Raw genomic sequence first — 23,881 nt, forward strand, 5'->3', positions numbered from 1 at the left:
CTCTTGTCACAGTTCCTTAAATAATACGCGTATTGCCTTGTGCTAAGTCGCTTGAGTGCCCATGCCTGCCATTGACCATCCCCTGATCGACCGCTTCCTCGACGCCCTCTGGTTAGAAAAAGGCCTGTCGGACAACACACGCCAGGCGTACCGCAGCGACCTGGCGCTGTTCAACGGCTGGCTGCAGGAAAAAAACCTCGAACTGATCAATGCCGGGCGCGAGCTGATCCTCGATCACCTGGCCTGGCGCCTGGAGCAGGACTACAAACCGCGCTCCACTGCCCGATTCCTCTCCGGCGTGCGTGGCTTTTATCGCTACCTGCTGCGGGAAAAACTCATTGCCGTCGACCCGACCCTGCAAATCGACATGCCGCAACTCGGCAGGCCGTTGCCCAAATCCTTGTCGGAAGCCGACGTCGATGCCCTGCTCGCGGCCCCGGACCTGAGCGAGGCCATCGGCCAGCGCGACCGTGCCATGCTGGAGGTGCTGTATGCCTGCGGCCTGCGCGTCACCGAACTGATCAGCCTGACCCTGGAACAGGTCAACCTGCGCCAAGGCGTGTTGCGCGTGATGGGCAAGGGCAGCAAGGAGCGGCTGGTGCCGATGGGCGAGGAGGCGATTGTGTGGGTCGAGCGCTACATGCGCGATGCGCGCCACGAACTGCTGGGTGGGCGCCCCAGCGACGTGCTGTTCCCCAGCCAGCGCGGCGAGCAGATGACCCGCCAGACCTTCTGGCACCGCATCAAGCACCAGGCCAAAGTGGCCGGGATCGGCAAAGCGCTGTCACCCCACACCTTGCGCCATGCGTTCGCCACCCACTTGCTCAACCACGGTGCGGATTTGCGCGTAGTGCAAATGCTGCTTGGGCACAGCGACTTATCCACAACCCAGATCTACACCCATGTGGCACGCGCACGTTTGCAGGACATGCACGCCAAGCACCACCCGCGCGGATAAAACCGTCAGAAATGGCCCATTTTAGCTGTCGCGGTCTGCCCTCCCGCCCAACTGTGGTAGGCTTTGCCGGTTCGCGAAGGGGACGGCACCCGTTGTGTTCCAGATCAGTATTCTGCTCCCGTCCCTGCCTCTGCCTTCAGGAGTTCCCATGCGCTTGACCCAGATTATTGCCGCCGCAGCCATTGCGTTGGTTTCCACCTTTGCGGTCGCCGATGATGCGGCCGAGCAGACCATTCGCAAGAGCCTGGCCAACCTGGCGCTCGACACCCCGATCGAAAGCATCAGCGCCAGCCCCATGGCCGGCCTGTATGAAGTCAAGCTCAAGGGTAGCCGCGTGCTGTACGCCAGTGCCGATGGCCAGTACATCGTCCAGGGCTACCTGTTCCAGCTCAAGGATGGCAAGCCGGTCAACCTGACCGAGAAGGCCGAGCGCCTGGGCGTGTCGAAGCTGATCAACGGCATCCCGGTGGCTGAAACCGTGGTTTACCCCGCCATTGGCGAAACCAAGACCCATATCACCGTGTTCACCGACACCACGTGCCCGTACTGCCACAAGCTGCACGCTGAAATCCCGGCACTGAACAAGTTGGGCGTGGAAGTGCGCTACGTCGCTTTCCCGCGCCAGGGCCTGGGTTCGCCGGGTGACGAGCAGTTGCAGGCGGTGTGGTGCTCGGCCGACAAGAAAGCGGCCATGGACAAGATGGTCGACGGCAAGGAAATCAAATCGGCCAAATGCGCCAACCCGGTTTCCAAGCAGTTCGCCCTGGGCCAGTCCATTGGTGTGAACGGTACGCCGGCCATCGTTTTGGCCGACGGCCAGGTGATTCCGGGCTACCAGCCGGCGCCGCAAGTTGCCAAACTGGCACTGGGTGCCAAGTAAGCATTTATCGTTGAGCCTTTGACGATCATGGCCCGCCGAACCGTCGGCGAGTCATTAATTGAGAGCCGCAGTTGTGCGGCTGTTTTCACGGCCGACCTAGCGTCGGCCGTTTCATGGGGAGTTCTTCAGTGAAACCGGTCAAAGTAGGCATCTGTGGGTTAGGGACCGTCGGTGGCGGTACCTTCAACGTACTTCAGCGTAACGCTGAAGAAATTTCCCGCCGCGCAGGTCGCGGGATTGAAGTGGCGCAGATTGCCACGCGTTCGCCAAAGCCCCAGTTCGAAACGACCGGTATTGCGATTACCAACGATGTGTTCGCCGTGGCCACCAACCCTGAGATCGATATCGTTATCGAGCTGGTAGGCGGCTACACCGTGGCCCGCGAGCTGGTGCTCAAGGCCATCGAGAACGGCAAGCACGTGGTCACCGCCAACAAGGCGCTCATCGCCGTGCACGGCAACGAGATCTTCGCCAAGGCCCGCGAGAAGGGCGTGATCGTGGCGTTCGAAGCCGCGGTGGCCGGTGGTATCCCGGTGATCAAGGCGATCCGTGAAGGCCTGTCCGCCAACCGCATCAACTGGGTAGCCGGCATCATCAACGGCACCGGTAACTTCATCCTCACCGAAATGCGCGAGAAGGGCCGTACCTTCGAAGACGTGCTGGCCGAAGCCCAGGCCCTGGGTTACGCCGAAGCCGACCCGACGTTCGACGTGGAAGGCATCGACGCGGCTCACAAGCTGACCATCCTGGCGTCCATAGCCTTCGGTATCCCGCTGCAGTTCGACAAGGCTTACACCGAAGGCATCACCAAGCTGACCACCGCCGACGTCAACTACGCCGAAGCCCTGGGCTACCGTATCAAGCACCTGGGCGTGGCGCGCAGCACCTCGGCGGGCATCGAGTTGCGGGTTCACCCGACGCTGATCCCGGCCGACCGCCTGATCGCCAACGTCAATGGCGTGATGAACGCGGTGATGGTCAACGGCGACGCCGCCGGTTCCACCTTGTTCTACGGCGCCGGTGCCGGCATGGAGCCGACCGCGTCGTCGGTGATCGCCGACCTGGTGGACGTGGTTCGCGCCATGACCAGCGACCCGGAAAACCGCGTGCCGCACCTGGCCTTCCAGCCGGACTCGCTGTCGGCCCACCCGATCCTGCCGATCGAAGCCTGCGAAAGTGCCTACTACCTGCGCATCCAGGCCCAGGACCATCCAGGCGTATTGGCCCAGGTAGCCAGCATCCTGTCGGAGCGCGGTATCAACATCGAATCGATCATGCAGAAGGAAGTCGAGGAGCAAAACGGCCAGGTGCCGATGATCCTGCTGACCCACCGCGTGCTCGAACAGCACATCAACGATGCCATCCATGCCCTCGAAGCCCTGCAAGGCGTGGTCGGCCCGGTGGTGCGCATTCGCGTCGAACACTTGAACTAACCGATTTGTTCCAGGGGCCCCGTCCATTCGGCGGCCCCTGTTCGAGAATGTTTTAGAGGAGCCAGTCATGCGTTACATCAGCACCCGCGGCCAGGCACCGGCCCTGAATTTCGAAGACGTTCTGCTGGCAGGCCTTGCCACCGACGGCGGCCTGTATGTGCCGGAAAACCTGCCACGCTTCACCCAGGAAGAAATCGCCTCCTGGGCCGGCCTGCCGTATCACGAACTGGCTTTCCGAGTGATGCGCCCGTTCGTCACCGGCAGCATTCCGGATGCGGACTTCAAGAAGATTCTGGAAGAAACCTATGGCGTGTTTTCCCACAACGCCATCGCGCCCCTGCGCCAACTGAACGGCAATGAGTGGGTACTGGAGCTGTTCCACGGCCCGACTCTGGCGTTCAAGGACTTCGCCCTGCAACTGCTCGGTCGCCTGCTCGACTACGTGCTGGAAAAACGTGGCGAGCGCGTGGTGATCATCGGTGCTACCTCCGGCGATACCGGCTCGGCGGCCATCGAAGGGTGCAAGCACTGCGAAAACGTCGACATCTTCATCCTGCACCCGCACAAGCGCGTGTCGGAAGTGCAACGTCGCCAGATGACCACCATCTTCGGTGAGAACATCCACAACATCGCCATCGAAGGCAACTTCGATGACTGCCAGGAAATGGTCAAGAACAGCTTCGCTGACCAGAGCTTCCTCAAGGGCACGCGCCTGGTGGCGGTCAACTCGATCAACTGGGCGCGGATCATGGCCCAGATCGTCTACTACTTCCACGCTTCGCTGCAGTTGGGTGGCCCGGCGCGCTCGGTGTCGTTCTCGGTGCCTACCGGCAACTTCGGCGATATTTTTGCCGGTTACCTGGCGCGCAACATGGGCCTGCCGATCAACCAGTTGATCGTCGCCACCAACCGCAACGACATCCTGCATCGCTTCATGAGCGGCAACCAGTATGTGAAGGAAACCCTGCATGCCACGCTGTCGCCGTCCATGGACATCATGGTGTCGTCGAACTTCGAGCGCCTGCTGTTCGACATGCACGGTCGCAACGGCGCAGCCCTGGCCGAGCTGATGAACAGCTTCAAGCAAGGTGGCGGTTTCAGCGTCGAGCAAGAGCGCTGGACCGAAACCCGCAAGCTGTTCGATTCCCTGGCCGTGGACGATGCGCAGACCTGCGAAACCATCGCGCAGGTCTATGCCGAGACCGGCGAAGTGCTCGACCCGCACACGGCTATCGGCGTGAAAGCCGCCCGCGAATGCCGCCGCAGCCTGGATATTCCAATGGTGATCCTCGGTACCGCGCACCCGGTCAAGTTCCCGGAAGCGGTCGAGAAAGCCGGCATTGGCAAGGCCCTGGAGTTGCCGGAGCATTTGACCGACCTGTTCGAGCGCGAAGAGCGCTGCACCGTGTTGGCCAACGACCTGAAGGCGGTGCAGGCGTTCGTCAGCCAGCATGGCAATCGGGGCAAGCCGCTCTAATCAAGAATGGGGTAGCGGGTTTGTGTGGGAGCTGGCTTGCCTGCGATGCAGGCCCGGCTCCCACATTCAGCTAACTCACCCGCTGACCATGAGGCGGATATCAGGCTGCTACAGGTATGCATTCAGCTTTTTTTGCAGTCGGCCAAGCCCGTCCTCGTGACGGGCTTTTTCATTCTGGCGAGCCATACTTGCCCAGTCGCCCAATCAAGGAAACCCAACCGGTGCAGGTTTTGATCCAATGGACGTTGAAGCTGGTGTGCCTGTTGTGGCTTATCCAGGTGCCCATGAGCCTGGCCGCCGTCAGCCTGCCGTTCAAACTGGTGCCGGCGTTTATCCCGCTTGAACCTATGCCGCTGGCGCCAACGGAGCAGCAGTGGTTGGCGGCGCATCGGACACTGAAGGTGGGCATCTCGATAGATGACTACCAGCCGATCGATATCACCCGCGACCGCAATCGCTACCAGGGCATCAGCGCCGATTATTTGAGCCTGGTTGGCGCGCGGCTGGGTGTGCCCATGCAAGTGCTGGGCTTTTCCGAGCGCGCCCAGGCGGTCGAAGCGCTGCGCAACGGCACCATCGACATACTCACCAGTGCCAATGGTTACGAGCGTGACGTACCTGGCCTGCAATTCACCCCGGACTACATGCCCGACCGCTCGGTGGTGGTGCTGCGTCGCGACGATACCCAAGGCGACGATCTGGCCGGCAAGAAGCTGGTGTTGCTCGACGGCTACGCCAACGTGCAGAAGGTTCACGCGGCGTATCCCGACAGCCACATCATGCTCGCCCCCAACCTCTACAGCGGCCTCGAAGCCTTGAAGCAAGGTGACGTCGATGCGTTTATCGGCAACGAAGTGATTGTGCGCGCCTATAAGTCGCTGCGGCCTTACCTGGGGTTGCAGATCAAGGAGCAGAGCCGGCTGGCGCCCATTGGTTTTGCCTTCGCCACCCGCCAGGCCGATCCGTTGTTGGGGGCCATGATGAATCGCGCGCTGGCAAGCCTCGACGAGTCGGTGCAGCGCGAAATCCTCGCGCGCTGGACCACCGGGCTCGGCGTCGGTATCAGTGGTGAGCGCATTGCGTTGTCGGCGTCGGAACAGGCCTGGGTGCGCGAGCATCCCCATGTCGTGGTGGTGGCCCAGCAGATGTCTCCCTACATATTCAAGGATAAGGAGGGTCACTGGGTTGGCTTGAATGTGGATTTGTTGCATCGCATCACGCGCATGACCGGTTTGCAATTTGTCTTTGAAGAGGTGCACTCCACCGCGCAAACCCTGGAATGGCTGGAAACAGGTAGGGCGCAGATGAACACGACCCTGGCCGTTAACCGCGAGCGCAGCACAGTGCTCAACTTCAGCCATGGGTATGGCGGGTCCGGCTGGGTGTTTGTCGAGCGTGCCGACGCCGCGCCGCTCACCGGCTTGAAGCAGTTGGACGGCAAGGTGCTGGCGCTGCCGGCACGTCATGTATTGGAAAATGATATTCGCCATGCGCATCCGAACATCACGTTGCGCCTGGTGGACAATTACAACCAGGCCCGTGAGCTGGTACGACGGGGCGAGGCGGCCGCTACCATTCAAACTGAAGTGGAAGTGCAGAGTTACCCGGAAGATGGCCTGCGTATCGGACGCAGTGTCGATGGCAAGTGGTCGTCCAACTGCCTGTCGGTGCGCAAGGACCAGCCTGAGCTGCTGAGCATTCTGAATAAAGCCCTGGAGGCGCTGCCGGTGGCTGAGTTGAGTGCCTTGCGCTTGCGTTGGATCGGTGCCGTGGCGATTCCGCTGCCGGCCTGGCAACGGGTACCGCCATGGGCCTATTGGACGGTGGCCACGGCGCTGCTGTTTGTGTTGGTGTCGCTGGTGTGGAACAGCCGGCTCAAGCGCCAGATTCACCAACGGCTGGAGGCCGAGCAACGGCTCAATGACCAGTTGGCGTTCAAGCGCGCACTGCTCGACGGCATGCCCAACCCGCTGTTCGTCCGCGACCTGGACGGGCGCCTGGTGACCTGCAATAAAAGTTATGAACAGCAATTGGCGACCCGGCTGGAGCTGATCCAGGGCCTGACGCTGATGGAGAGCAAGGTCGTGCCCGACGCCACAGCGGCGCGGCTGCACGAAGGCCACATGGAGCAATTGGCCACGCAGCAGCCGTTGTTTGTCGACCGGCAATTGGAGCTCAACGGCGGCAGTTATCACGTCTACCAGTGGACCGTGCCTTTTTTTGATGCCCAGGGCCGTCTGCAGGGATTGTTGGGCGGTTGGATCGATATCAACGAACGCAAAGACCTGGAGCGCCAGTTGATGGACGCTCGCCAGGCCGCCGACGAAGCGAACTACGCCAAAAGTGCATTTCTCTCGGCCTTGAGCCACGAGATTCGCACTCCCATGACTGCCATCATTGGCTTGCTCGAACTGGAGCAAGAGCGTTGTCTGGCAAGCGGCCAGCCGGTTTCCGAGGCGCTGCAGGTGGCCCATCGTTCGGCGCGCGAGCTGATTGCGCTGATGGGCGACAGCCTGGACTTGGCCAAGATCGAAGCCGGCCACCTGCAGCTGGCGCCACAGACCACTGAGTTGAAGCGCTTTTTCGAGGGTATCCAGAGCCTGTTCGAAGCCACGGCGCAAAAGAAGGGCCTGCATCTGACCCTGGCGTTTGATCCGGCTGCTCAGGGTTATTACTGGTTCGACCCGCTGCGGTTACGCCAGGTGATGCACAACCTGTTGGGCAATGCGCTCAAATTTACCGAGCGGGGCGGGGTTCACCTCAGCGTGACCTGCCAACGGGATGAGACCGATAGCGAATACCTGCACCTGTGCGTCAAGGACAGCGGCCCGGGCATCAGCGCCGAGCAACAGCCGCGGGTGTTCAAGCCGTTTACCCAAGTGAGCGCCCTGACCGCTGCGCAACACGGCGGCACCGGTCTGGGCCTGAGTATCTGCAAGCAACTGGTGGAATTGATGGGCGGGAGTATTCACCTCGACAGCGTGGTGGGCGAGGGGACGGAGGTGTGCATTGACCTGCGCCTGGACCGGGTCAGCACCGATGATGTGCCGGCAACGCCCACCGCGACGTTGTCACCGACGGGGCGTAGCCTGTCGGTACTGGTGGTGGATGATTTGGCGGCCAACCGCTTGGTGCTGGCGCAGCAGTTGCAGTTCCTCGGTCACCAGGTGGTCGCCCTGGAGTCGGCCGAGGCCGCGTTGCAACGCTGGCGTGAGCAGCGTTTTGACGTGCTGGTGACCGATTGCCAGATGCCCGGCATGTCCGGCTATGCCTTGAGTGCCGCGATTCGGCGCCTCGAAGCCGAGGAACAACGGCCTCGTAGCGCGCTGGTGGGTTGCACCGCGAACGCCATGAAAGATGAACAACGCCGCTGCGAGGACGCCGGTATGGATGAACTGCTGGTCAAGCCGGTGACCCTGGAACACTGGACCCAAGTGCTGGCCCGCGTGGCGCCCCGGCGTTCGTTCGATATCCAGGCCCTGCGCACCATGACCCAGGCCGATGGCCCGGTGCTGCAGAGCATGTTGCACGAACTGGCCAAGAGCCTGGACCACGAACACGAGGTATTGGCGGGTGCCCTGGCCGAGCGCGACGTGGCACGCTTGAATGCATCGCTGCACCGGCTCAAGGGCATTTGCTCGCTGGTGGACGCACTGCCACTGGCCAAGGCTTGTGTCGCCCTTGAGCAGTGCGCCCGTGAACAGCGCGGCGCCGAGCTTGAAGAACCCTGGCTGCGCTTGTCCGAGGTGCTCAAGGCGTTTCGTCGCGACCTGCAACCCTACCTGGATGCGTAACACCTTAATGCCGATCAGCTAAGCGAACGCAATGCTCAAGGCAACGACGATCCCCTGTGGGAGCTGTCTTGAACTGGCCCACCGCCTTCGCAGGCAAGCCAGCTTCCACAGGAGAGCTGCGCTTGCCCCTCCCACATTTAAGCAAGCTTTTAGGACACGTCCTATGGGGTACACCACAGCATGTGGCTACTGTGCAGGACTTTCCCTGTAGCGACATCCTTACCCATGCGATCCCTGAACGTCCTGATCCTCGAAGACAACCCGTTTCAACTGATGGCCCTGCACCAGATGCTCAATGCCAACGGCGTGTTCAATGTACGGGCCGCGGAAACGGTCGAAACCGCCCGCCAGTCTCTGGACAGCAAAGGCCCGGTGGATATCGCCATCTGCGATTTGTACCTGGAGCAGGGCGATGGCCTGGAATTGATCCGCGAGTTGGCGGAACGCCGCCTGGCCCAAGTATTGATCCTGCTCAGCAACGCCGAGCCCGACGTGCTGGAAGGTGTGGCGAACATGGCCTGCCAATTGGGACTCAAGGTCTTGGCGTGTTTGCCCAAGCCGGCTTCGGCCAAGTTGATCGGGCAACTACTGAGCGACTGCCAGGTACATTTTCGCCCAGGGCCACCGATGTTGTCCTGGGAGCGCGCCCGTCAACTGCTGAGCTTGAGCGAGCGGGAACAACTGCCGCCCTCGGCGGATGTCAGCCAGGCAACTATCGCAGCCTGTGGCAGGGTCTGGTACCAGCCCATCGTCAGTCAGGCCGGTGTGTTGCAAGGGGTGGAGGCGCTGGCGCGTTGGCAGTTGCCGGACGGTGAGCTGTTGCTGCCTGAGGAGTTCCTGCCGGTGCTGGAGTTTGCCGGCATGGAAGAGGCGTTTACCTGGCATGTGCTGGAGCAGGCGCTTGGCCTGGCGAACCAGGTGATGGGCGAAAGCGGCCAGGTGCTGCCAGTGGCCGTGAACATCCCCGGGCGCATGCTGGAGCGCGAGCACTTTCCCCAGGTGCTGCAAGGTCTGCTGCAGTTGCACGGTGTACCCGCCCATAGCCTGACGCTGGAGCTGGTGGAAACCTCGACCTTGAAAACCGACAGCGCCCATGTCACCGGCTTGCTGCGCTTGCGTATGTTGGGTTGCCAGTTGTCCATCGGCGACTTCGGCATGGGCGGCACCAGCCTGCAGCATTTGCTGGAACTGCCTTTTACCGAGCTGAAAATTCCCCCGGCGTTTGCCTGTGGGATGGCCAATGATGACCGCAAGGCGGCGGTGGTGGCGGGCGCCATGAGCATGGCGGCGCGCCTGGACGTTGCCGTGGTGGTCACCGGCGTGGAAACCGCCGCCGACTATCACGCTGTGGGCGAACTGGGCGCGGCGTGGCTGCAAGGCTGCTTTATCGCCCGGCCGATGGACGCCGCGGCGCTCAAGCAATGGATCGCGTTCCAGGCTAGGCCAGCCCGTGTTCCTGCACGTAAATAAACAGGGCGGCATCGTTGGCCAGCCCCAGCTTGCGCATGGCGCTGACTTTTTGCGCGCTGACGGTCTGCTTGCTGCGATGCAGGTGCGCGGCGATCTCGCCCACCGTCATACCACTGGCCAACAGGCGAATCACCTCCAGCTCCCGGGGTGACAGGTGCTCCTGGGAATGCAGGCGATCAGCGCCGACTTCTCCGGCCAGGCTCAGCGCCTGGCGGATGGTCTGGGCCACATAGGTGCGTTGCTGGCGCACCTGGCGGATCGCCTGGGGCAGCTCATCGGCCAGGCTGGCCTTGCTCAGCAGGCCCATCACACCCAATGCCAGGATGGAATGAAACAACCCGGCATTGTTGAGCATGGTCACCACCACAATGGGCAGGTGCGGATAGTGCCGGCGCAGTTGCTCGATCAAGCGCAGCCCGTCGGCCTGGGGCTCGACGGGCATCATGAAGTCGGTCACCACCACATCGCAGGCACAGTGTTGCAACAACGCACTGAGGGCCTGGGGGGAATTGGCCTCGCCGACGATGCTGATGTGCGGGTCACGTTCGAGCACGGCGCGCAGGCCAATCAGGAAAATCGGGTGATCGTCGGCAATCACGATACGCAAGGGCGGTTCAGACGCAGCTCTCAAGGCAGGCTCCCGGGACAATCGAGGGATTCTAGCCTGTGCGCCGTTGTTTTTTCTCTGTCATCTTTTCCGTGCATGCTCGTTTTCCTCAAGCAGTGGATTACACAAAAGGTAGAACTTTCTGCTTTGAGCACGGGTCACTTGAATGTCAGCCTCTTCGTGACATTTTTGTTTTTCGAACCTTTTTCGAATGATTGAGTGGTGATCGAGATGGAAAGTATCAACCTATTGCTCAGCCAAGCACTGAGCCCTTATCAGGTTACGCTGACCTCTGCCGGTATGCGCGACGACTGCCTGGTAACCGTGAAGAACCCCGGTGGCGCCATCGTGGTTGAACGTGAAGTCGATCGTGCGCAATTGAGCGACAAGCGCGCGCTGGTGGATGTGGTGGATTGCCTGCTCCGCGATCTGAAAATCGCCGAAGGGCGCCTGGAACCTTCAGTCATCGCTGCCTTGCGCAACGCTTCCCAAACCCGTGGCGGCGCACTGGCATGAAACATTATTTTTCTTCGGAACCTTCCTACAAGGTGTTCAGTCAGAGTTTGTAACAGCAAGAGCAGGCATTGTGCTCCGGTGTTTGTCGCTTGCTGTGCGGGTCTTTTTGTAGACCACGTTTAACCCCGAGTTGTCTCCCCACTGCTCGGGGTTTCTTTTTGCCTGGGATTTGTCAGATCGCGCCATCCTCGCGCAGGCGAGTGATAGCCGCCGCGTCGTAGCCCAGGGCATTGAGCACCAGGCTGTTGTGTTCACCCAGTTGCGGGCCGACCCATTCACAACTGCCGGGGGTGTCCGAGAGCTTGGGCACGATGCCGGGCATCTTGAAGTCCTTGCCGCCCGGCAACTGCGCCTTGAGGAACATTTCCCGGGCCAGGAATTGCGGGTCGCCCAGCATGTCTTCGGCGCTGTAGATACGGCTGGCGGGCACCTCGGCTTTATTCAGGTGCTCAATCACCTGGTCGAGCGACAGCGAATTGACCCAGCGATCAATCACGCCATACAGCTCGTCGCGGCGAGCGTCACGCCCGTCATTGCTCGCCAGTGCAGGGTCGCTCGCCAAGTCGTCACGGCCGATCACCCGCATGAAGCGCTTGAAGATCGCATCGCCATTGGCGCCGATCTGCACATGCTTGCCGTCTGCGGTGGTGTGGATCGAGGACGGGGTGATGCCGGGCATGATGTTGCCGGTGCGCTCACGGATAAACCCGAACACGTCGAACTCGGGGATCATGCTTTCCATCATGGCGAAGATGGCTTCATACAGCGCCACATCCACCACTTGGCCCAGGCCGCCGTTGACTTCGCGGTGACGCAGCGCCATCAGCGCGCCGATCACGGCCCACAACGCGGCAATCGAGTCGCCGATGGAGATCCCGGTGCGCACGGGCGGGCGGTCCTCGAAGCCGGTGATATAGCGCAAGCCGCCCATGGACTCGCCCACCGCGCCAAACCCCGGCTGGTCCTTCATCGGCCCCGTCTGGCCGAAGCCCGAGAGGCGCACCATCACCAACTTGGGGTTGAGTGCGTGCAGGGTTTCCCAGCTCAGGCCGAGTTTTTCCAGCACGCCTGGGCGGAAGTTTTCGATCAGGATGTCGGCGTCGGCCAACAGTTGCTTGAGGATCGCCAGCCCCTCAGGGTGCTTGAGGTTGAGGGTCAGCGACTGCTTGTTGCGCGCCTGCACAAACCACCACAGCGAAGTGCCTTCATACAGCTTGCGCCATTTGCGCAGCGGGTCGCCGCCGTCCGGGGATTCGACCTTGATCACCTCGGCGCCGAATTCGGCGCAGATGCGTGAGGCAAACGGGCCGGCGATCAAAGTGCCCAGCTCGATGACTTTCAGGCCGGCAAGTGGTTTGGCAGTGAGCGACATGGGGATCCTTACAAGCGCGGGATGTTGATGTACTGCTTTTTAACATAGGCGAGCCGCGCGGATGCAGCGCAGTATTCGTTCAATGCCCTCGCCATCGGTTAGACTGGCCGCCTTTCCTTGTCTTTAGAAGCCCGTTCATGGCCCAGCCGTCCACGACCTACAAATTCGAACTCAACCTCACCGACCTCGACCGCTCGGTGTACGAGAGCGTCAAACAGACCATCGCCCGCCACCCTTCGGAAACCGAAGAGCGCATGACCGTGCGCCTGCTGGCCTACGCCCTCTGGTACAACGAGCAATTGGCGTTCGGGCGTGGCCTGTCGGATGTAGACGAGCCGGCCCTGTGGGAAAAAAGCCTGGATGATCGTGTTTTGCACTGGATCGAAGTCGGCCAGCCGGATGCCGACCGCCTGACCTGGTGTTCGCGCCGCACCGAACGCACCAGCCTGCTGGCCTATGGCAGCCTGCGCGTGTGGGAAGGCAAGGTGGTGCCGGTGGCCAACAACCTGAAAAACGTGCACATCGCTGCCGTACCCCAGGAAGTGTTGGAGACCCTGGCCAAGGACATGCCGCGGGTGATCAAGTGGGACGTGATGATCAGCGAAGGCACGATCTTTGTGACCGATGACCGTGGCCAGCATGAAGTGCAACTGCAATGGCTGGTCGGCGAGCGCGGTTGAAAAGGTGGGAGCTGGCTTGCCTGCGATGGCCTCCACTCGGCGTGCCTGATGTACCGAGTCGTATGCATCGCAGGCAAGCCAACTCCCACACTTGATATTTGTTGCGTTCACTATCTGTGTTTAACCGATGTATTAGAAGAGAAGCTCCCGTCACCCCATGCGTATCGATCCCCGCCCATTGCCCGCCGTCCTGCCTTTTCTCGGTGAACTGCCGCCGCTGTTGACCCGCCTTTACGCCGCACGCGGGGTGCAGTCGGAGGCCGAGCTGGACAAGAGCCTGGCGCGGTTGATTCCCTATCAGCAGCTCAAGGGCATCGACGCCGCGGTGGATTTGCTGGTGACGGCCCTGGAGCAGCGTCAGCGCATCCTGATCGTCGGTGACTTCGACGCCGATGGCGCCACGGCGAGCACCGTAGGCACCCTGGGCCTGCGTTTGCTCGGCGCGGCCCATGTCGATTACCTGGTGCCCAACCGCTTCGAATACGGCTACGGCCTGACCCCGGAAATCGTCGCGGTGGCGCTGGAGCGCGAGCCGCAGTTGCTGATCACCGTGGACAACGGTATCTCCAGCGTCGAAGGCGTGGCGGCGGCGAAAGCGGCAGGGTTGCAAGTGCTGGTCACCGACCACCACCTGCCCGGCGATGAACTGCCGGCCGCCGACGCCATCGTCAATCCGAACCAGCCTGGCTGTACGTTTCCCAGCAAGGCCCTGGCCGGTGTCGGCGTGATCTTTTACGTGCTGATGGCCCTGCGCGCGCGCTTGCGCAGCCTGGGTTGGTATGACAGCAAGCCCCAGCCGAACATCGGTGAACTGCTCGACCTCGTGGCCCTGGGCAGCGTCGCTGACGTGGTGCCGCTGGACGCCAACAACCGCATCCTCGTGCACCAGGGCCTGGAGCGTATTCGTGCCGGTCGGGCGCGGCCGGGCATCAAGGCGATCCTGGAAGTGGCCAAGCGTGATCATGCGCGTATCACCTCCACCGACCTGGGTTTTATCCTCGGCCCGCGCCTGAATGCCGCCGGACGCCTGGATGATATGAGCCTGGGCATCGAATGCCTGCTCACCACGGACTTCGCCGCCGCCCGGGAAATGGCTGCGCAACTGGACGGCATGAACCAGGACCGTAAGTCCATCGAACAAGGTATGCAGCGCGAGGCCCTGGCCCAGCTCAAGGACCTGCCGGTGGAGTCGATGCCGTACGGCTTGTGCCTGTTTGATCCGGAGTGGCACCAAGGGGTGATCGGGATCCTCGCGTCACGTATGAAGGAGCGTTATTTCCGCCCGACCATCGCCTTCGCCGATGCCGGCGATGGCCTGCTCAAGGGCTCTGGACGCTCGGTGCAAGGCTTTCATATCCGCGATGCGCTGGCGGTCGTCGCCAGCCAGCACCCCAACCTGATCACCAAGTACGGCGGCCACGCCATGGCGGCGGGGCTGACCTTGCCCGAGGCCAACTTCCCGTTGTTTGCGCAAGCCTTCGATGCCGAAGTGCGCCGGCAACTGCGCGAAGAAGACCTCACCGGTCGCCTGCTTTCAGACGGCACCCTGGCGGTGGAAGAGTTTCACCTGGAACTGGCCCGCGCCCTGCGCCATGCCGGCCCGTGGGGGCAGCACTTTCCCGAGCCGTTGTTTCACGGGGTATTCCAGTTGGTGGAGCAGCGGGTGGTGGGCGAGCGGCATTTGAAAGTGGTGCTCAAGAGCGAGTGCGGGTCGGTGAAGCTCGATGGCATCGCCTTTGGTGTGGACCGCGAAGTGTGGCCAAACCCGACGGTGCGTTGGGTGGAATTGGCCTACAAGCTGGATGTGAATGAGTTTCGTGGCAATGAGACGGTGCAACTGATGATTGCGCACATCGAACCGCGCTAGTTTTCATCAACACCACGTACCACTGTGGGAGCGGGCTTGCCCGCGATGACGGAGTGTCAGTCAACGCTACTGTGACTGAGCCACCGCTATCGCGGGCAAGCCCGCTCTCACATTGGGTCTTAGGTTAAGCTGGAGTTATTCAGCTTTGGCCTGATGCTTGACGATAATATCCACCAACCGCTTGGCTAGCGCCGGGTAGTTCTCATCGAAGTGATGCCCGCCCGGCAGCTTCATGGCTTCACCCACGGCGGTCTTGTCGGTGCAGCCACTCTCGTCGACTTCTTCGGCGCCGTAGATGCACACGACTTTCTCAGGCGGCAGCTTGGCCATTTCCGGGCCGGTGGCGGCCTCTTTGCCGGCGTTGCCGAGCCAGCCTTCCACTTCGATTTCAAAGCTGCCGGTACGGGCGAAGGCCAGCAGGATGATCGCGTCCACCCGTTGCTGTTCGTTCTCTGGCATACGGTTGTAGATCGCCGGCAATACGTCGGCGCCGAACGAGTAACCGGTCAGCACGAAGCGCTTGGTGCCCCACTTTTGCCGGTAGTGTTGCATCAGCTCGGTGAGGTCCTTGGCGCTTTGCTCCGGCGTCTTGTGCTGCCAGTAGTAGCGCAGGGTGTCGATGCCCACCACCGGGTAGCCGATCTTCGCCATCTCGCCCGCCACGTCGCGGTCCAGGTCGCGCCAGCCGCCGTCACCGGAGAGGAACAGGGTCACGGTGTCCTTGGCTTGGCCGGCAGGCACTTCCACCACCGGAATCGCCAGGCCGCCGTTGTCCGAACCGACCAGTTGCTTGCGCAGTTCGTTATTCAGCACCTGTGGGTAATGAATGTCGTAGTCGCTGATGCTGGTGGTGGCGCGCGGTGTGTCGCGTACGAAACTGGCGCTTTCATCGTCGGGGTTATCGTTCCACGCCACCAGCCAGCTGCCATGGGCGGCGGTTTTCGGCAGCGGGTCGTTGCAGCCTTCCTGTTTCAGGGCGAAGCCCACGGAGATGGCGTTGGCCTTGTCGTCGTTCTGGGTGGCCAGCCAGCGCCAGGCGAGTGCGGCGCCAGGGCCGATGCCGCTGACCAGGGTTGCCGGGCCTTTCAGCTGGGCCAGGGCGCCTTGCAGGGCTTTTTCCTGCAGTGCGCAGTCATCTTTTGGCAGCACCACCTGAACCAGTTGCGCTGAACCGCCCTGGCTCAGGGCAATCAGCTGGCTGTCGGTCAGGGTTTCGTCGGCCATCACCGCCACGGCCACGCGGGCTTTTGCGTTGCTTGCCGGGGTTACGCGGGTCATTACCGAACCGTCGGCCTGGGGCAAGTGCTCCAGGGTCGGTTGCGGGGCAGGGCGGTTCCAGTACCAGAAGCCACCCGCCGCGATCAGCGCAAGCAGCACCACTAAAGCCAATACATACCGCCAGGAGCGTCGAATCATCAGCGTTTCACCAATCCAGTCAAGCCGCCCGCGATCAGGGCGGCGGTATCGGCCAATGCCACCAGCGGATCCAGTCCTGCGGGCACGGCCATGTAACGGGGTTCCCAGTCGGGCTGGAACTTGTCTTTGAAGCGGCGCAAACCTTGGAAGTTATACAGTTGCTCGCCACGGCGGAACACCATCGAGCCCAGGCGCTGGGTCAGCGGTGCGCCACGGCGCGGTTGCAAGCCCGACAACGGCACCATGCCGAGGCTGAAGCGCGCGTAGTCGTGGCTCTTATAGTGTTGAATCAGGCCCACCATCATGAACTCCATGGTCAACTTGGGCGCGTCCGGGTGGGCACGCATCAGGTCGAGGCTGGCCAGGTCATGATTGTAGGTTTCGAGCAAATTGGCGAAGGCCACCGGGCGTCCTTCGAAGCGAATGATCGCGATACGAAAGTGCTTGAGGTAGTCATCGCTGAAACGGCCCAGGGAGAAGCCCTTTTCCCGCACATTCTTACCTGTAAGCCAGGCATCGGAGATGACTTTTAATTCATCCATCGGCGCCTTGCCCGGTTCGCAGATTTCCAGGGACAGGCCGTCCCGGGTGCCACGGTTCCAGGTGTAGCGCAAATCCTTCATTTCTTTGCCCTTGGCTTCCAGGTCAAAGCGTTTCAGGTCGACGCGGGCTTCTTCACCCAGTTTGATCGCGGTGAGGCCGATGTCCATGTAATACGGCAGGTTCTCGGCGCGTACCTGGTAAAACACCGGACGGGCGTGGTGGATGTCGCACAGGTCGCGGAACTGCCAGATCATCTCGGCGCGCGGTTGGGTCGGGCCGATCGGGTCGTACAAAGCCACCAGGCTACGCCCGCGTCGGGCATACATCAGGAAGGCTTCATCGTTGGGGTGAAACAGCAGCGCCTTGTCGCCGGTGAGCGCCAGGCCGCCGTCGGGTTGGGACGAGGCCATCAGGATCTTGCTGGCGCGCTCCAGTTCTTCCGGGGTCGGCAGGTGGATGACCGGGCGTGCCGTGCGCAGCAGCCAGGTCAGCGACACGATCACCAGCAACACGGCGGCGCCGAGCAGCGAACGCAAACCACGCGGGGCGTTGGCGTCGAGGGTGAACTGCCACCAGAGTTGGTGACTGTAGGGCACGTCCTGATAGGCAAACAGCAGCAGCCAGATCGAGGCACCGAGCACACAGACACTGGCCACCAGGTACAGCGGCGAAAACGGCAACTCGGTCAGGCGACTGGCGCGGTAGAACGAGCGCCGGAAGATGGCCAGCAGCACTGCGGTCATGGTCATCAGGCTGGCTTCTTCCCAGTCGAAGCCTTTAAGCAGCGAGAGCAGGGCGCCAACCAGCAGCAACACCATGGTCAGCATCCAGGCGGCCGACAACCGCCGGCGCAGGCCCTGGGCGAGCAACAGGCATAACACGCCGATCAGGCTGGCACCGAAGTGCGACGCGTCAATCAGACGATGGGGAATCAGGAAGCCGATGTTTTCCAGGCGCGAGTCGATCTCTGGCGTGGCGCCGGAAAACAGCAGGACCACGCCGGACAAAAAAACCAGGACGGCCAATACTGGCGCTGCCAGCCCCGACGCTACCCGCAGGCTTTGCTGGGTCTGGAACAGGCGCTGGGCCTCGTTGACCAGCAGGAATACACAGGCGATCAACAGTGGCAGCACCACGTAGATCATGCGGTACAGCAGCAAGGCAGCAGCCAGGGGCGCGGCACCGAGTTTGTCGGCAAAGGCCGCCAGCAGGATCGCTTCGAATACGCCCACGCCGCCCGGCACATGGCTGAGCACACCGGCGGCCAGGGCCAGCAGGTACACCAACAGGAACGGGCCGAAGGGCGGCGCTTCCGGCAACAGCAGATACAGCACGGTAGCGGCTGCGGCGACGTCCAGTGCGGTGATGATCAGTTGCAGGAAAGTCAGGCGTCGGCCAGGCAGGCGCAGGGTACGACGCCCGGCCTTGACCAGCAGGTTGTCGGGGTAAGGTTGCTCCGGCAGGCGGCGGCGATAGATGCCGATGCACAGCAGGGCCGACAACAGCAGCACGGCGCCGGCAATGCCGCCGAGCAGGCTTTGCGATAAATGCAGGTAAGTGGAGGCGGCTGGCAAGTTGCTCAACGTGGCCAGCGCGGCTAGCGGCGGCAGCGCACAGCCCAGGGCCAGGCTGGCGAATACAGTCATGTGCGCCACTTCCGAGGCGCCGATGCCATGGCGTGCATATAAACGGTAACGCACCGAACCGCCCGAGAGCATCGACAAACCAATGGCGTTGCCGATAGCAAAGGCGGTGAAGCCACCCAGGGCCAGGGTCTTGGCGGGCAATTGCACGCCGGCATAACGTGCGCCGGAGAATTCATAGCCGAGCAGGATCACAAAACCGGCGACTGCCGCCGCAAAGGCCCCCAATAGCGCAGGCTTGGGCACTTCCAGGATCGAATCGTGCAGGGCGTAGAGGTCCAGCTCCAGCAGCAGGTGCCGGCAGGCGATCAGGGCGATTGCAAACAGCAGGAGCGTCACGGCCAGGCCGATGGGCTGGCGATACTTGCTCAACAGGTCCAGCCACCGTAAACGGGTGGGAGTGATCGGTTGTTCTGCTGTAACGGTGTCTTGTGGTTCAGACGAGTTGGCGCGCATCAATCACCTCGTGGATTGTGCGCGACAGGATGGAGGTATCCAGCCAAGTTACCAATCCCTATGGACAAAATAATTACAAATATTAACGCGGATCACCGGACGCGGCGACTGCGGCCATTGGTCGTAGAGGGGTAGCGCTTAGCATTGAGCATAGCGTGCAATGAGATGGACTCTGCAAACCGTCTACGGTTTCATGAAAGATGCCATGCCATTGTTTCAGAAGAACTTTTTCGTCAGATACAAAAAAGGCCACTCTTTCGAGTAGCCTTTTTTGATGTTTGGTTGCGGGAGCCGGATTTGAACCGACGACCTTCGGGTTATGAGCCCGACGAGCTACCAGACTGCTCCATCCCGCGTCTGTGGGCGGCATTCTACAGCCCAATGGCGGGGTGTCAACCGTTAATGAGCTGATCGCTGAAATAAGCGCTAATTATTCTGAAATCAAGGTGTTGGCCGCATTGTGCAGGTGTGCAGGCGCAAAACGGACACGCACAAAAAAGGCCACTCTTTCGAGTAGCCTTTTTTGATGTTTGGTTGCGGGAGCCGGATTTGAACCGACGACCTTCGGGTTATGAGCCCGACGAGCTACCAGACTGCTCCATCCCGCGTCTGTGTGTCGGCATTCTACAGAGGAACGCGAGTGTGTCAACCTGTGAATCGAAGAAAAGCGCTTTTGCTTCAATCGGTTAGCGCTTGATGAGGGGCTTCTTGAGGGCTTGAAGCCAGACAGGGCAAGGCTTTCAGCTCTATTGGGATGCTGGATTCGATTGAGGAAATATATTCATCTACGAAATTTCCTACCGCTCAGACAGAAGATTCAAACTACTGGTGCTATATACAGGGGTGAGTGCGATACTGGCAACCCGTTGGTTAACACCCCGTTTATATGACGCAGCGCAAAATCATCCACGTCGACTGTGATTGCTTCTACGCCGCCATCGAGATGCGCGACGACCCGAGCCTGGCGCAAAAGCCCTTGGCTGTCGGTGGCTCGGCAGATCGGCGCGGCGTGATCGCCACCTGCAATTATGAGGCGCGGGCGTATGGGGTGCGTTCGGCGATGTCGTCACGTCACGCCCTGAAGCTGTGCCCGGACTTGACCATCGTTAAGCCGCGCATGGATGCCTATAAAGAAGCATCGAAAGAAATCCAGCTTATCTTCCGCGACTACACCGACTTGATCGAGCCGTTGTCGCTGGATGAGGCTTACCTCGACGTGTCTGACAGCCCGCATTTTGGCGGCAGCGCCACGCGTATTGCTCAGGATATTCGGCGCCGGGTCTCCAATCAGTTGCATATCACTGTGTCTGCCGGCGTGGCGCCCAACAAGTTTTTGGCCAAGATCGCCAGCGACTGGAAAAAGCCCAACGGCCTGTTTGTGATCACGCCGGATCAGGTTGAAGAGTTTGTCTCGCAGTTGCGTGTCAGCAAGCTGCATGGCGTTGGCAAGGTCACCGCTGACAAGCTGGCGCGCCTGGGCATCGAAGACTGCCTGCAATTGCGCGACTGGAACAAACTGGCGCTGGTGCGCGAATTCGGCAGTTTTGGCGAGCGCCTCTGGAGCCTGGCCCGTGGGATTGATGACCGTGTGGTGCAAAACGACAGCCGGCGGCAATCCATCAGTGTGGAAAATACCTTCGACGTGGACCTGCCGGATCTTTCAAGTTGCCTGGCGAAGCTGCCGGAACTGATGGAGACCCTGGCCGGGCGCATGGCACGTATCGACAGCAGCTACCGGGCGGGTAAGCCGTTCGTCAAAGTGAAGTTTCATGACTTTACCCAGACGACGCTGGAGCAGGCCGGGGCAGGGCGGGACCTGGAGAGTTATCAGCAATTGATGACCCAGGCGTTCAATCGAGGGGGTAAGCCGGTGCGGTTGTTGGGGATAGGGGTACGGTTGCTGGACCTGAGTGGCGGCAACGAACAGCTCGAGTTTTCCTGGTAGCGGCCCGAAACAACTGTGGGAGCTGGCTTGCCTGCGATAGCAGTGTGTCAGTCACGAATGCTTTAACTGATACACCGCTATCGCAGGCAAGCCAGCTCCCACAGTTTGATCTTCACAGGCATTGCGCGATCAGCGAGCGCCAGGATCTGCGACGAGTCGCCCCCCATCCTTGGTCAACGCCTGCACAAACTCCTGCTGCAACTCCGGATCGTTGCGCGTCAGTTCAATCAGGCTTTGTTCCAGCTCGCTGGCTTCTTCTTCCAGGCCCAGCTCCGACAGGCGTTTGACCCGGTGTACCCACTGGTTCACTTCGTCATCTTCCAGGTCGTCATAGATCAGGGCATGGGCTTCGAGCAGCTTGCTGCGCAGCGTGTTGCTGACCGCCAGGGTCGAGTCGGTATGCACGTCGTCCTGGCCATCCGCCACAGTGATTTTCAGCGTGGTGACGCGGTTCAGGTCCTGCTCGGCAAAGGGGCTGTCCAACAGGTTAAGGCGCAGGATGCCGTTACGGTCGGTGGTCAGCTCATGGGTCTGCTTGCCGGCAGTGACTTGCACCGGGCGCTCGCTCCAGGGCAGGCTCGAATACTCCAGGCGCTTGTCACGCTGGACTTCATCGATAGCCGCCAGGTTCTGTTGCGCACGGCCGTGGGATTGCACGTTCATGAACGGGTTGATGCCGTCCACGCCATAGCTCAACCAGTCATGGGTCACACTCGTGGGCAGGTTGCCGAGGGCGAAGATATTCGCCACGTTGGCACCCACGCCCGCCACCAGCGCCACGGCACCCAAGGGCATCTCATAGAGTTTGCGCCAGGGCTGGTAGGGCGTGTAGCGGTCGTAACGACGGGTGACTTCGAATTCGGTGACCTCGAAGGTCTTCTGCTCATGAATGCGAACCCGGCGTTGCGGCAGCTCCAGCACTGCGGGTTCGCCTACATCGATCTGCAGGCTGTGGTCGAGCAACTTACGCTCGACCCGCTCCTCGTGCTCACTGCGTTGCGACATCTGATTGGCGCAGCCGCTGACCAGCAGGGCGCCGCACAAGGCGGCGCCCCCCAGGGCTCTGGTGTTTCGCTTGAACATGACTTCTCTTGATCTGGTTTTCAGCGACGAATACGCGCCTGGAGGAAAGACAGCACGTCAGCCACCGGCAACGGTTGGGCTTCGGCTTCGGTCCGGCTCTTGTATTCCAGATTGCCATCCGCCAGGCCGCGGTCACTGACCACGATCCGGTGCGGGATGCCAATCAGTTCCATGTCGGCGAACTTGATGCCCGGGCTGGTTTTCTTGTCGCGGTCATCGAGCAGCACTTCAAAACCGGCAGCGGTCAGTTCCGCGTACAGTTTGTCGGTGGCTTCGCGTACTTGCTCGGTTTCATAGCGCAATGGCACCAGGGCCACCTGGAACGGCGCCAGCGCGTCACTCCAGATGATGCCTTTCTCGTCGTTGTTCTGCTCGATGGCAGCAGCAACCACGCGGGATACGCCAATGCCGTAGCAGCCCATGTCCAGGGTGATCGGCTTGCCGTTCTCACCCAGTACTTCGCACTTCATCGCCTTGCTGTACTTGTTGCCCAGCTGGAAGATGTGCCCGACTTCGATGCCGCGCTTGATCTCCAGGGTGCCCTTGCCATCCGGGCTCGGGTCGCCGGCCACGACGTTGCGCAGGTCGGCCACGGTCGGAACCGGCAAATCGCGCTCCCAGTTCACGCCGAAGTAGTGCTTGTCGTCGATGTTTGCGCCGATACCGAAGTCGCTCATCAGCTCGACCGAACGGTCGATGATGATCGGCAGCGGCAGGTTCAGCGGGCCCAGGGAGCCGGCACCGGCGCCAATGGCGTCGCGCAGTTCGGCATCGGTGGCCATGACCAGCGGGCTGGCCACGCCAGGTTGCTGGGCGGCCTTGATTTCGTTGAGCTCGTGGTCGCCACGGATCACCAGGGCGATCAGCTTGCCTTCTTCTTCGGCGCGCACGATCAGGGTCTTGATGGTCTTTTCAATCGGCAGATTGAATTTCTCCACCAGGGCCGCGATGGTCTTGGTGTCTGGCGTGTCGACCAGGCGCAGCTCCTCGGTGGGAGCAGGGCGCGAGGTTTCACGTGGTATGGCTTCGGCCTTCTCGATGTTCGCCGCGTAGTCGGAACCGTTGCTGAACACGATATCGTCTTCGCCGGACTCGGCCAGCACGTGGAATTCGTGGGAGCCGGCACCGCCGATGGAGCCGTTGTCCGCTTCAACCGGGCGGAACTTCAGGCCCAGGCGCGTGAACACGTTGCAGTAGGCCTGGTGCATGCGGTCGTAGGTCGCTTGCAGGGAAGCCTGGTCGGCGTGGAACGAATAGGCGTCCTTCATGATGAACTCGCGGCCACGCATCAGGCCGAAGCGTGGGCGGATCTCATCACGGAACTTGGTCTGGATCTGATACAGGTTCAGCGGCAACTGCTTATAGCTGCTCAACTCGTTGCGCATCAGGTCGGTGATGACTTCTTCATGGGTCGGGCCGGCGCAGAAATCGCGGCCATGACGGTCCTTGAAGCGCAGCAACTCAGGGCCGTATTCTTCCCAGCGCCCGGATTCCTGCCACAACTCAGCCGGTTGGGTGCTCGGCATCAACACTTCCAGAGAGCCGGCCGCGTTCATTTCTTCACGAACGATGGCTTCGACCTTGCGCATCACCTTCAAGCCCATGGGCAACCAGGTGTACAGGCCCGAGGCCAGTTTGCGGATCATGCCGGCGCGCAGCATCAACTGATGGCTGATTACAACCGCGTCGGAAGGCGTTTCTTTCTGTGTGGCGAGCAAATATTGACTGGTACGCATGGTAG

General features: G+C 61.3%; 16 protein-coding genes and 2 tRNA genes. 10 read left to right on the top strand and 8 right to left on the bottom strand.

The window, feature by feature from the left end; translation table 11 throughout:
- Window positions 1-61: 61 nt before the first annotated feature.
- From xerD to GIV35_RS07825, 6 genes are all read left to right on the top strand, one after another.
- Window positions 62-958: a site-specific tyrosine recombinase XerD gene (gene xerD, locus GIV35_RS07800; protein WP_105228304.1), complete on the top strand. Its 897-nt coding sequence runs from the start codon at window positions 62-64 to the stop codon at window positions 956-958.
- 148 nt (window positions 959-1,106) lie between these two features.
- Window positions 1,107-1,838: a thioredoxin fold domain-containing protein gene (locus tag GIV35_RS07805; protein ID WP_005791088.1), complete on the top strand. Its 732-nt coding sequence runs from the start codon at window positions 1,107-1,109 to the stop codon at window positions 1,836-1,838.
- Between the two features lie 128 nt (window positions 1,839-1,966).
- Window positions 1,967-3,271, top strand: a complete 1,305-nt coding sequence (locus GIV35_RS07810; protein ID WP_105228302.1) for a homoserine dehydrogenase — start codon at window positions 1,967-1,969, stop codon at window positions 3,269-3,271.
- 67 nt (window positions 3,272-3,338) lie between these two features.
- Window positions 3,339-4,748, top strand: coding sequence for a threonine synthase (gene thrC / locus GIV35_RS07815; protein WP_003193958.1), 1,410 nt, complete (start codon window positions 3,339-3,341; stop codon window positions 4,746-4,748).
- Between the two features lie 221 nt (window positions 4,749-4,969).
- Complete coding sequence (locus GIV35_RS07820) at window positions 4,970-8,542, top strand: transporter substrate-binding domain-containing protein (protein ID WP_236265118.1); 3,573 nt, start codon at window positions 4,970-4,972, stop codon at window positions 8,540-8,542.
- Between the two features lie 225 nt (window positions 8,543-8,767).
- On the top strand, window positions 8,768-10,012 hold the full coding sequence (locus GIV35_RS07825) for an EAL domain-containing response regulator (protein ID WP_223023344.1): 1,245 nt from the start codon (window positions 8,768-8,770) through the stop codon (window positions 10,010-10,012).
- On the opposite strand, the gene GIV35_RS07830 is transcribed toward GIV35_RS07825, so the two are convergent.
- Complete coding sequence (locus tag GIV35_RS07830) at window positions 9,981-10,643, bottom strand: response regulator transcription factor (protein ID WP_034128635.1); 663 nt, start codon at window positions 10,641-10,643, stop codon at window positions 9,981-9,983. The two genes, GIV35_RS07825 and GIV35_RS07830, sit on opposite strands and share 32 nt — an antisense overlap.
- A gap of 207 nt (window positions 10,644-10,850) precedes the next feature.
- Between GIV35_RS07830 and GIV35_RS07835 the strand changes: the two genes are divergently transcribed.
- Window positions 10,851-11,135 carry a DUF3509 domain-containing protein gene (locus GIV35_RS07835; RefSeq protein WP_020301357.1) on the top strand — a complete coding sequence of 95 codons (285 nt, stop codon included), beginning with the start codon at window positions 10,851-10,853 and terminating at the stop codon, window positions 11,133-11,135.
- Window positions 11,136-11,307: 172 nt separating this feature from the next.
- Here the strand turns inward: GIV35_RS07835 and GIV35_RS07840 are convergent, their stop codons facing one another.
- Window positions 11,308-12,507: a CaiB/BaiF CoA transferase family protein gene (locus tag GIV35_RS07840; protein WP_105228294.1), complete on the bottom strand. Its 1,200-nt coding sequence runs from the start codon at window positions 12,505-12,507 to the stop codon at window positions 11,308-11,310.
- 137 nt (window positions 12,508-12,644) lie between these two features.
- On the opposite strand from GIV35_RS07840, the gene GIV35_RS07845 reads away from it, so the two are divergent.
- Together GIV35_RS07845 and recJ are read left to right on the top strand one after the other, a co-directional pair.
- On the top strand, window positions 12,645-13,187 hold the full coding sequence (locus GIV35_RS07845; protein WP_003193952.1) for a YaeQ family protein: 543 nt from the start codon (window positions 12,645-12,647) through the stop codon (window positions 13,185-13,187).
- A gap of 157 nt (window positions 13,188-13,344) precedes the next feature.
- Window positions 13,345-15,054: a single-stranded-DNA-specific exonuclease RecJ gene (gene recJ / locus GIV35_RS07850; protein WP_058409961.1), complete on the top strand. Its 1,710-nt coding sequence runs from the start codon at window positions 13,345-13,347 to the stop codon at window positions 15,052-15,054.
- A gap of 135 nt (window positions 15,055-15,189) precedes the next feature.
- Here the strand turns inward: recJ and GIV35_RS07855 are convergent, their stop codons facing one another.
- The 4 genes from GIV35_RS07855 to GIV35_RS07870 all read right to left on the bottom strand — a co-directional run bounded on the left by GIV35_RS07855 (window position 15,190) and on the right by GIV35_RS07870 (window position 19,720).
- The gene (locus GIV35_RS07855; RefSeq protein ID WP_034128631.1) at window positions 15,190-16,470 is read right to left on the bottom strand and encodes a virulence factor family protein; all 1,281 of its coding nucleotides are present in this window, start codon (window positions 16,468-16,470) and stop codon (window positions 15,190-15,192) included.
- Window positions 16,470-19,112 carry a bifunctional lysylphosphatidylglycerol flippase/synthetase MprF gene (gene mprF / locus GIV35_RS07860; RefSeq protein WP_014719775.1) on the bottom strand — a complete coding sequence of 881 codons (2,643 nt, stop codon included), beginning with the start codon at window positions 19,110-19,112 and terminating at the stop codon, window positions 16,470-16,472. The genes GIV35_RS07855 and mprF overlap by 1 nt, the downstream gene beginning before the upstream one ends.
- Before the next feature lie 279 nt (window positions 19,113-19,391).
- A tRNA-Met gene (locus GIV35_RS07865) sits at window positions 19,392-19,468 on the bottom strand.
- Between the two features lie 175 nt (window positions 19,469-19,643).
- Window positions 19,644-19,720: transfer RNA gene (locus GIV35_RS07870), tRNA-Met, on the bottom strand.
- Between the two features lie 278 nt (window positions 19,721-19,998).
- On the opposite strand from GIV35_RS07870, the gene dinB reads away from it, so the two are divergent.
- Complete coding sequence (gene dinB / locus GIV35_RS07875) at window positions 19,999-21,057, top strand: DNA polymerase IV (protein WP_105228292.1); 1,059 nt, start codon at window positions 19,999-20,001, stop codon at window positions 21,055-21,057.
- A 129-nt stretch (window positions 21,058-21,186) separates the two neighbouring features.
- On the opposite strand, the gene GIV35_RS07880 is transcribed toward dinB, so the two are convergent.
- Entirely contained in the window at window positions 21,187-22,140 is a 954-nt protein-coding gene (locus tag GIV35_RS07880; protein WP_213154210.1) for a hypothetical protein, read from the bottom strand.
- A gap of 20 nt (window positions 22,141-22,160) precedes the next feature.
- Window positions 22,161-23,876, bottom strand: coding sequence for a proline--tRNA ligase (locus tag GIV35_RS07885; RefSeq protein WP_034128629.1), 1,716 nt, complete (start codon window positions 23,874-23,876; stop codon window positions 22,161-22,163).
- Window positions 23,877-23,881: the final 5 nt, after the last annotated feature.

Origin of the sequence: Pseudomonas sp. PA-1-6B, from assembly GCF_021609545.1 — a bacterium.
Classification (GTDB): domain Bacteria; phylum Pseudomonadota; class Gammaproteobacteria; order Pseudomonadales; family Pseudomonadaceae; genus Aquipseudomonas; species Aquipseudomonas fluorescens_BV.

What these genes read in the sequence shown, in the direction of transcription:
- xerD (WP_105228304.1), top strand. Translation starts at nt 62, where the DNA reads ATGCCTGCCATTGACCATCCCCTGATCGACCGCTTCCTCGACGCCCTC.
- GIV35_RS07805 (WP_005791088.1), top strand. Translation starts at nt 1,107, where the DNA reads ATGCGCTTGACCCAGATTATTGCCGCCGCAGCCATTGCGTTGGTTTCC.
- thrC (WP_003193958.1), top strand. Translation starts at nt 3,339, where the DNA reads ATGCGTTACATCAGCACCCGCGGCCAGGCACCGGCCCTGAATTTCGAA.
- GIV35_RS07825 (WP_223023344.1), top strand. Translation starts at nt 8,768, where the DNA reads ATGCGATCCCTGAACGTCCTGATCCTCGAAGACAACCCGTTTCAACTG.
- GIV35_RS07835 (WP_020301357.1), top strand. Translation starts at nt 10,851, where the DNA reads ATGGAAAGTATCAACCTATTGCTCAGCCAAGCACTGAGCCCTTATCAG.
- GIV35_RS07840 (WP_105228294.1), bottom strand. Translation starts at nt 12,507, where the DNA reads ATGTCGCTCACTGCCAAACCACTTGCCGGCCTGAAAGTCATCGAGCTG.
- GIV35_RS07845 (WP_003193952.1), top strand. Translation starts at nt 12,645, where the DNA reads ATGGCCCAGCCGTCCACGACCTACAAATTCGAACTCAACCTCACCGAC.
- recJ (WP_058409961.1), top strand. Translation starts at nt 13,345, where the DNA reads ATGCGTATCGATCCCCGCCCATTGCCCGCCGTCCTGCCTTTTCTCGGT.
- GIV35_RS07855 (WP_034128631.1), bottom strand. Translation starts at nt 16,470, where the DNA reads ATGATTCGACGCTCCTGGCGGTATGTATTGGCTTTAGTGGTGCTGCTT.
- mprF (WP_014719775.1), bottom strand. Translation starts at nt 19,112, where the DNA reads ATGCGCGCCAACTCGTCTGAACCACAAGACACCGTTACAGCAGAACAA.
- dinB (WP_105228292.1), top strand. Translation starts at nt 19,999, where the DNA reads ATGACGCAGCGCAAAATCATCCACGTCGACTGTGATTGCTTCTACGCC.
- GIV35_RS07880 (WP_213154210.1), bottom strand. Translation starts at nt 22,140, where the DNA reads ATGTTCAAGCGAAACACCAGAGCCCTGGGGGGCGCCGCCTTGTGCGGC.
- GIV35_RS07885 (WP_034128629.1), bottom strand. Translation starts at nt 23,876, where the DNA reads ATGCGTACCAGTCAATATTTGCTCGCCACACAGAAAGAAACGCCTTCC.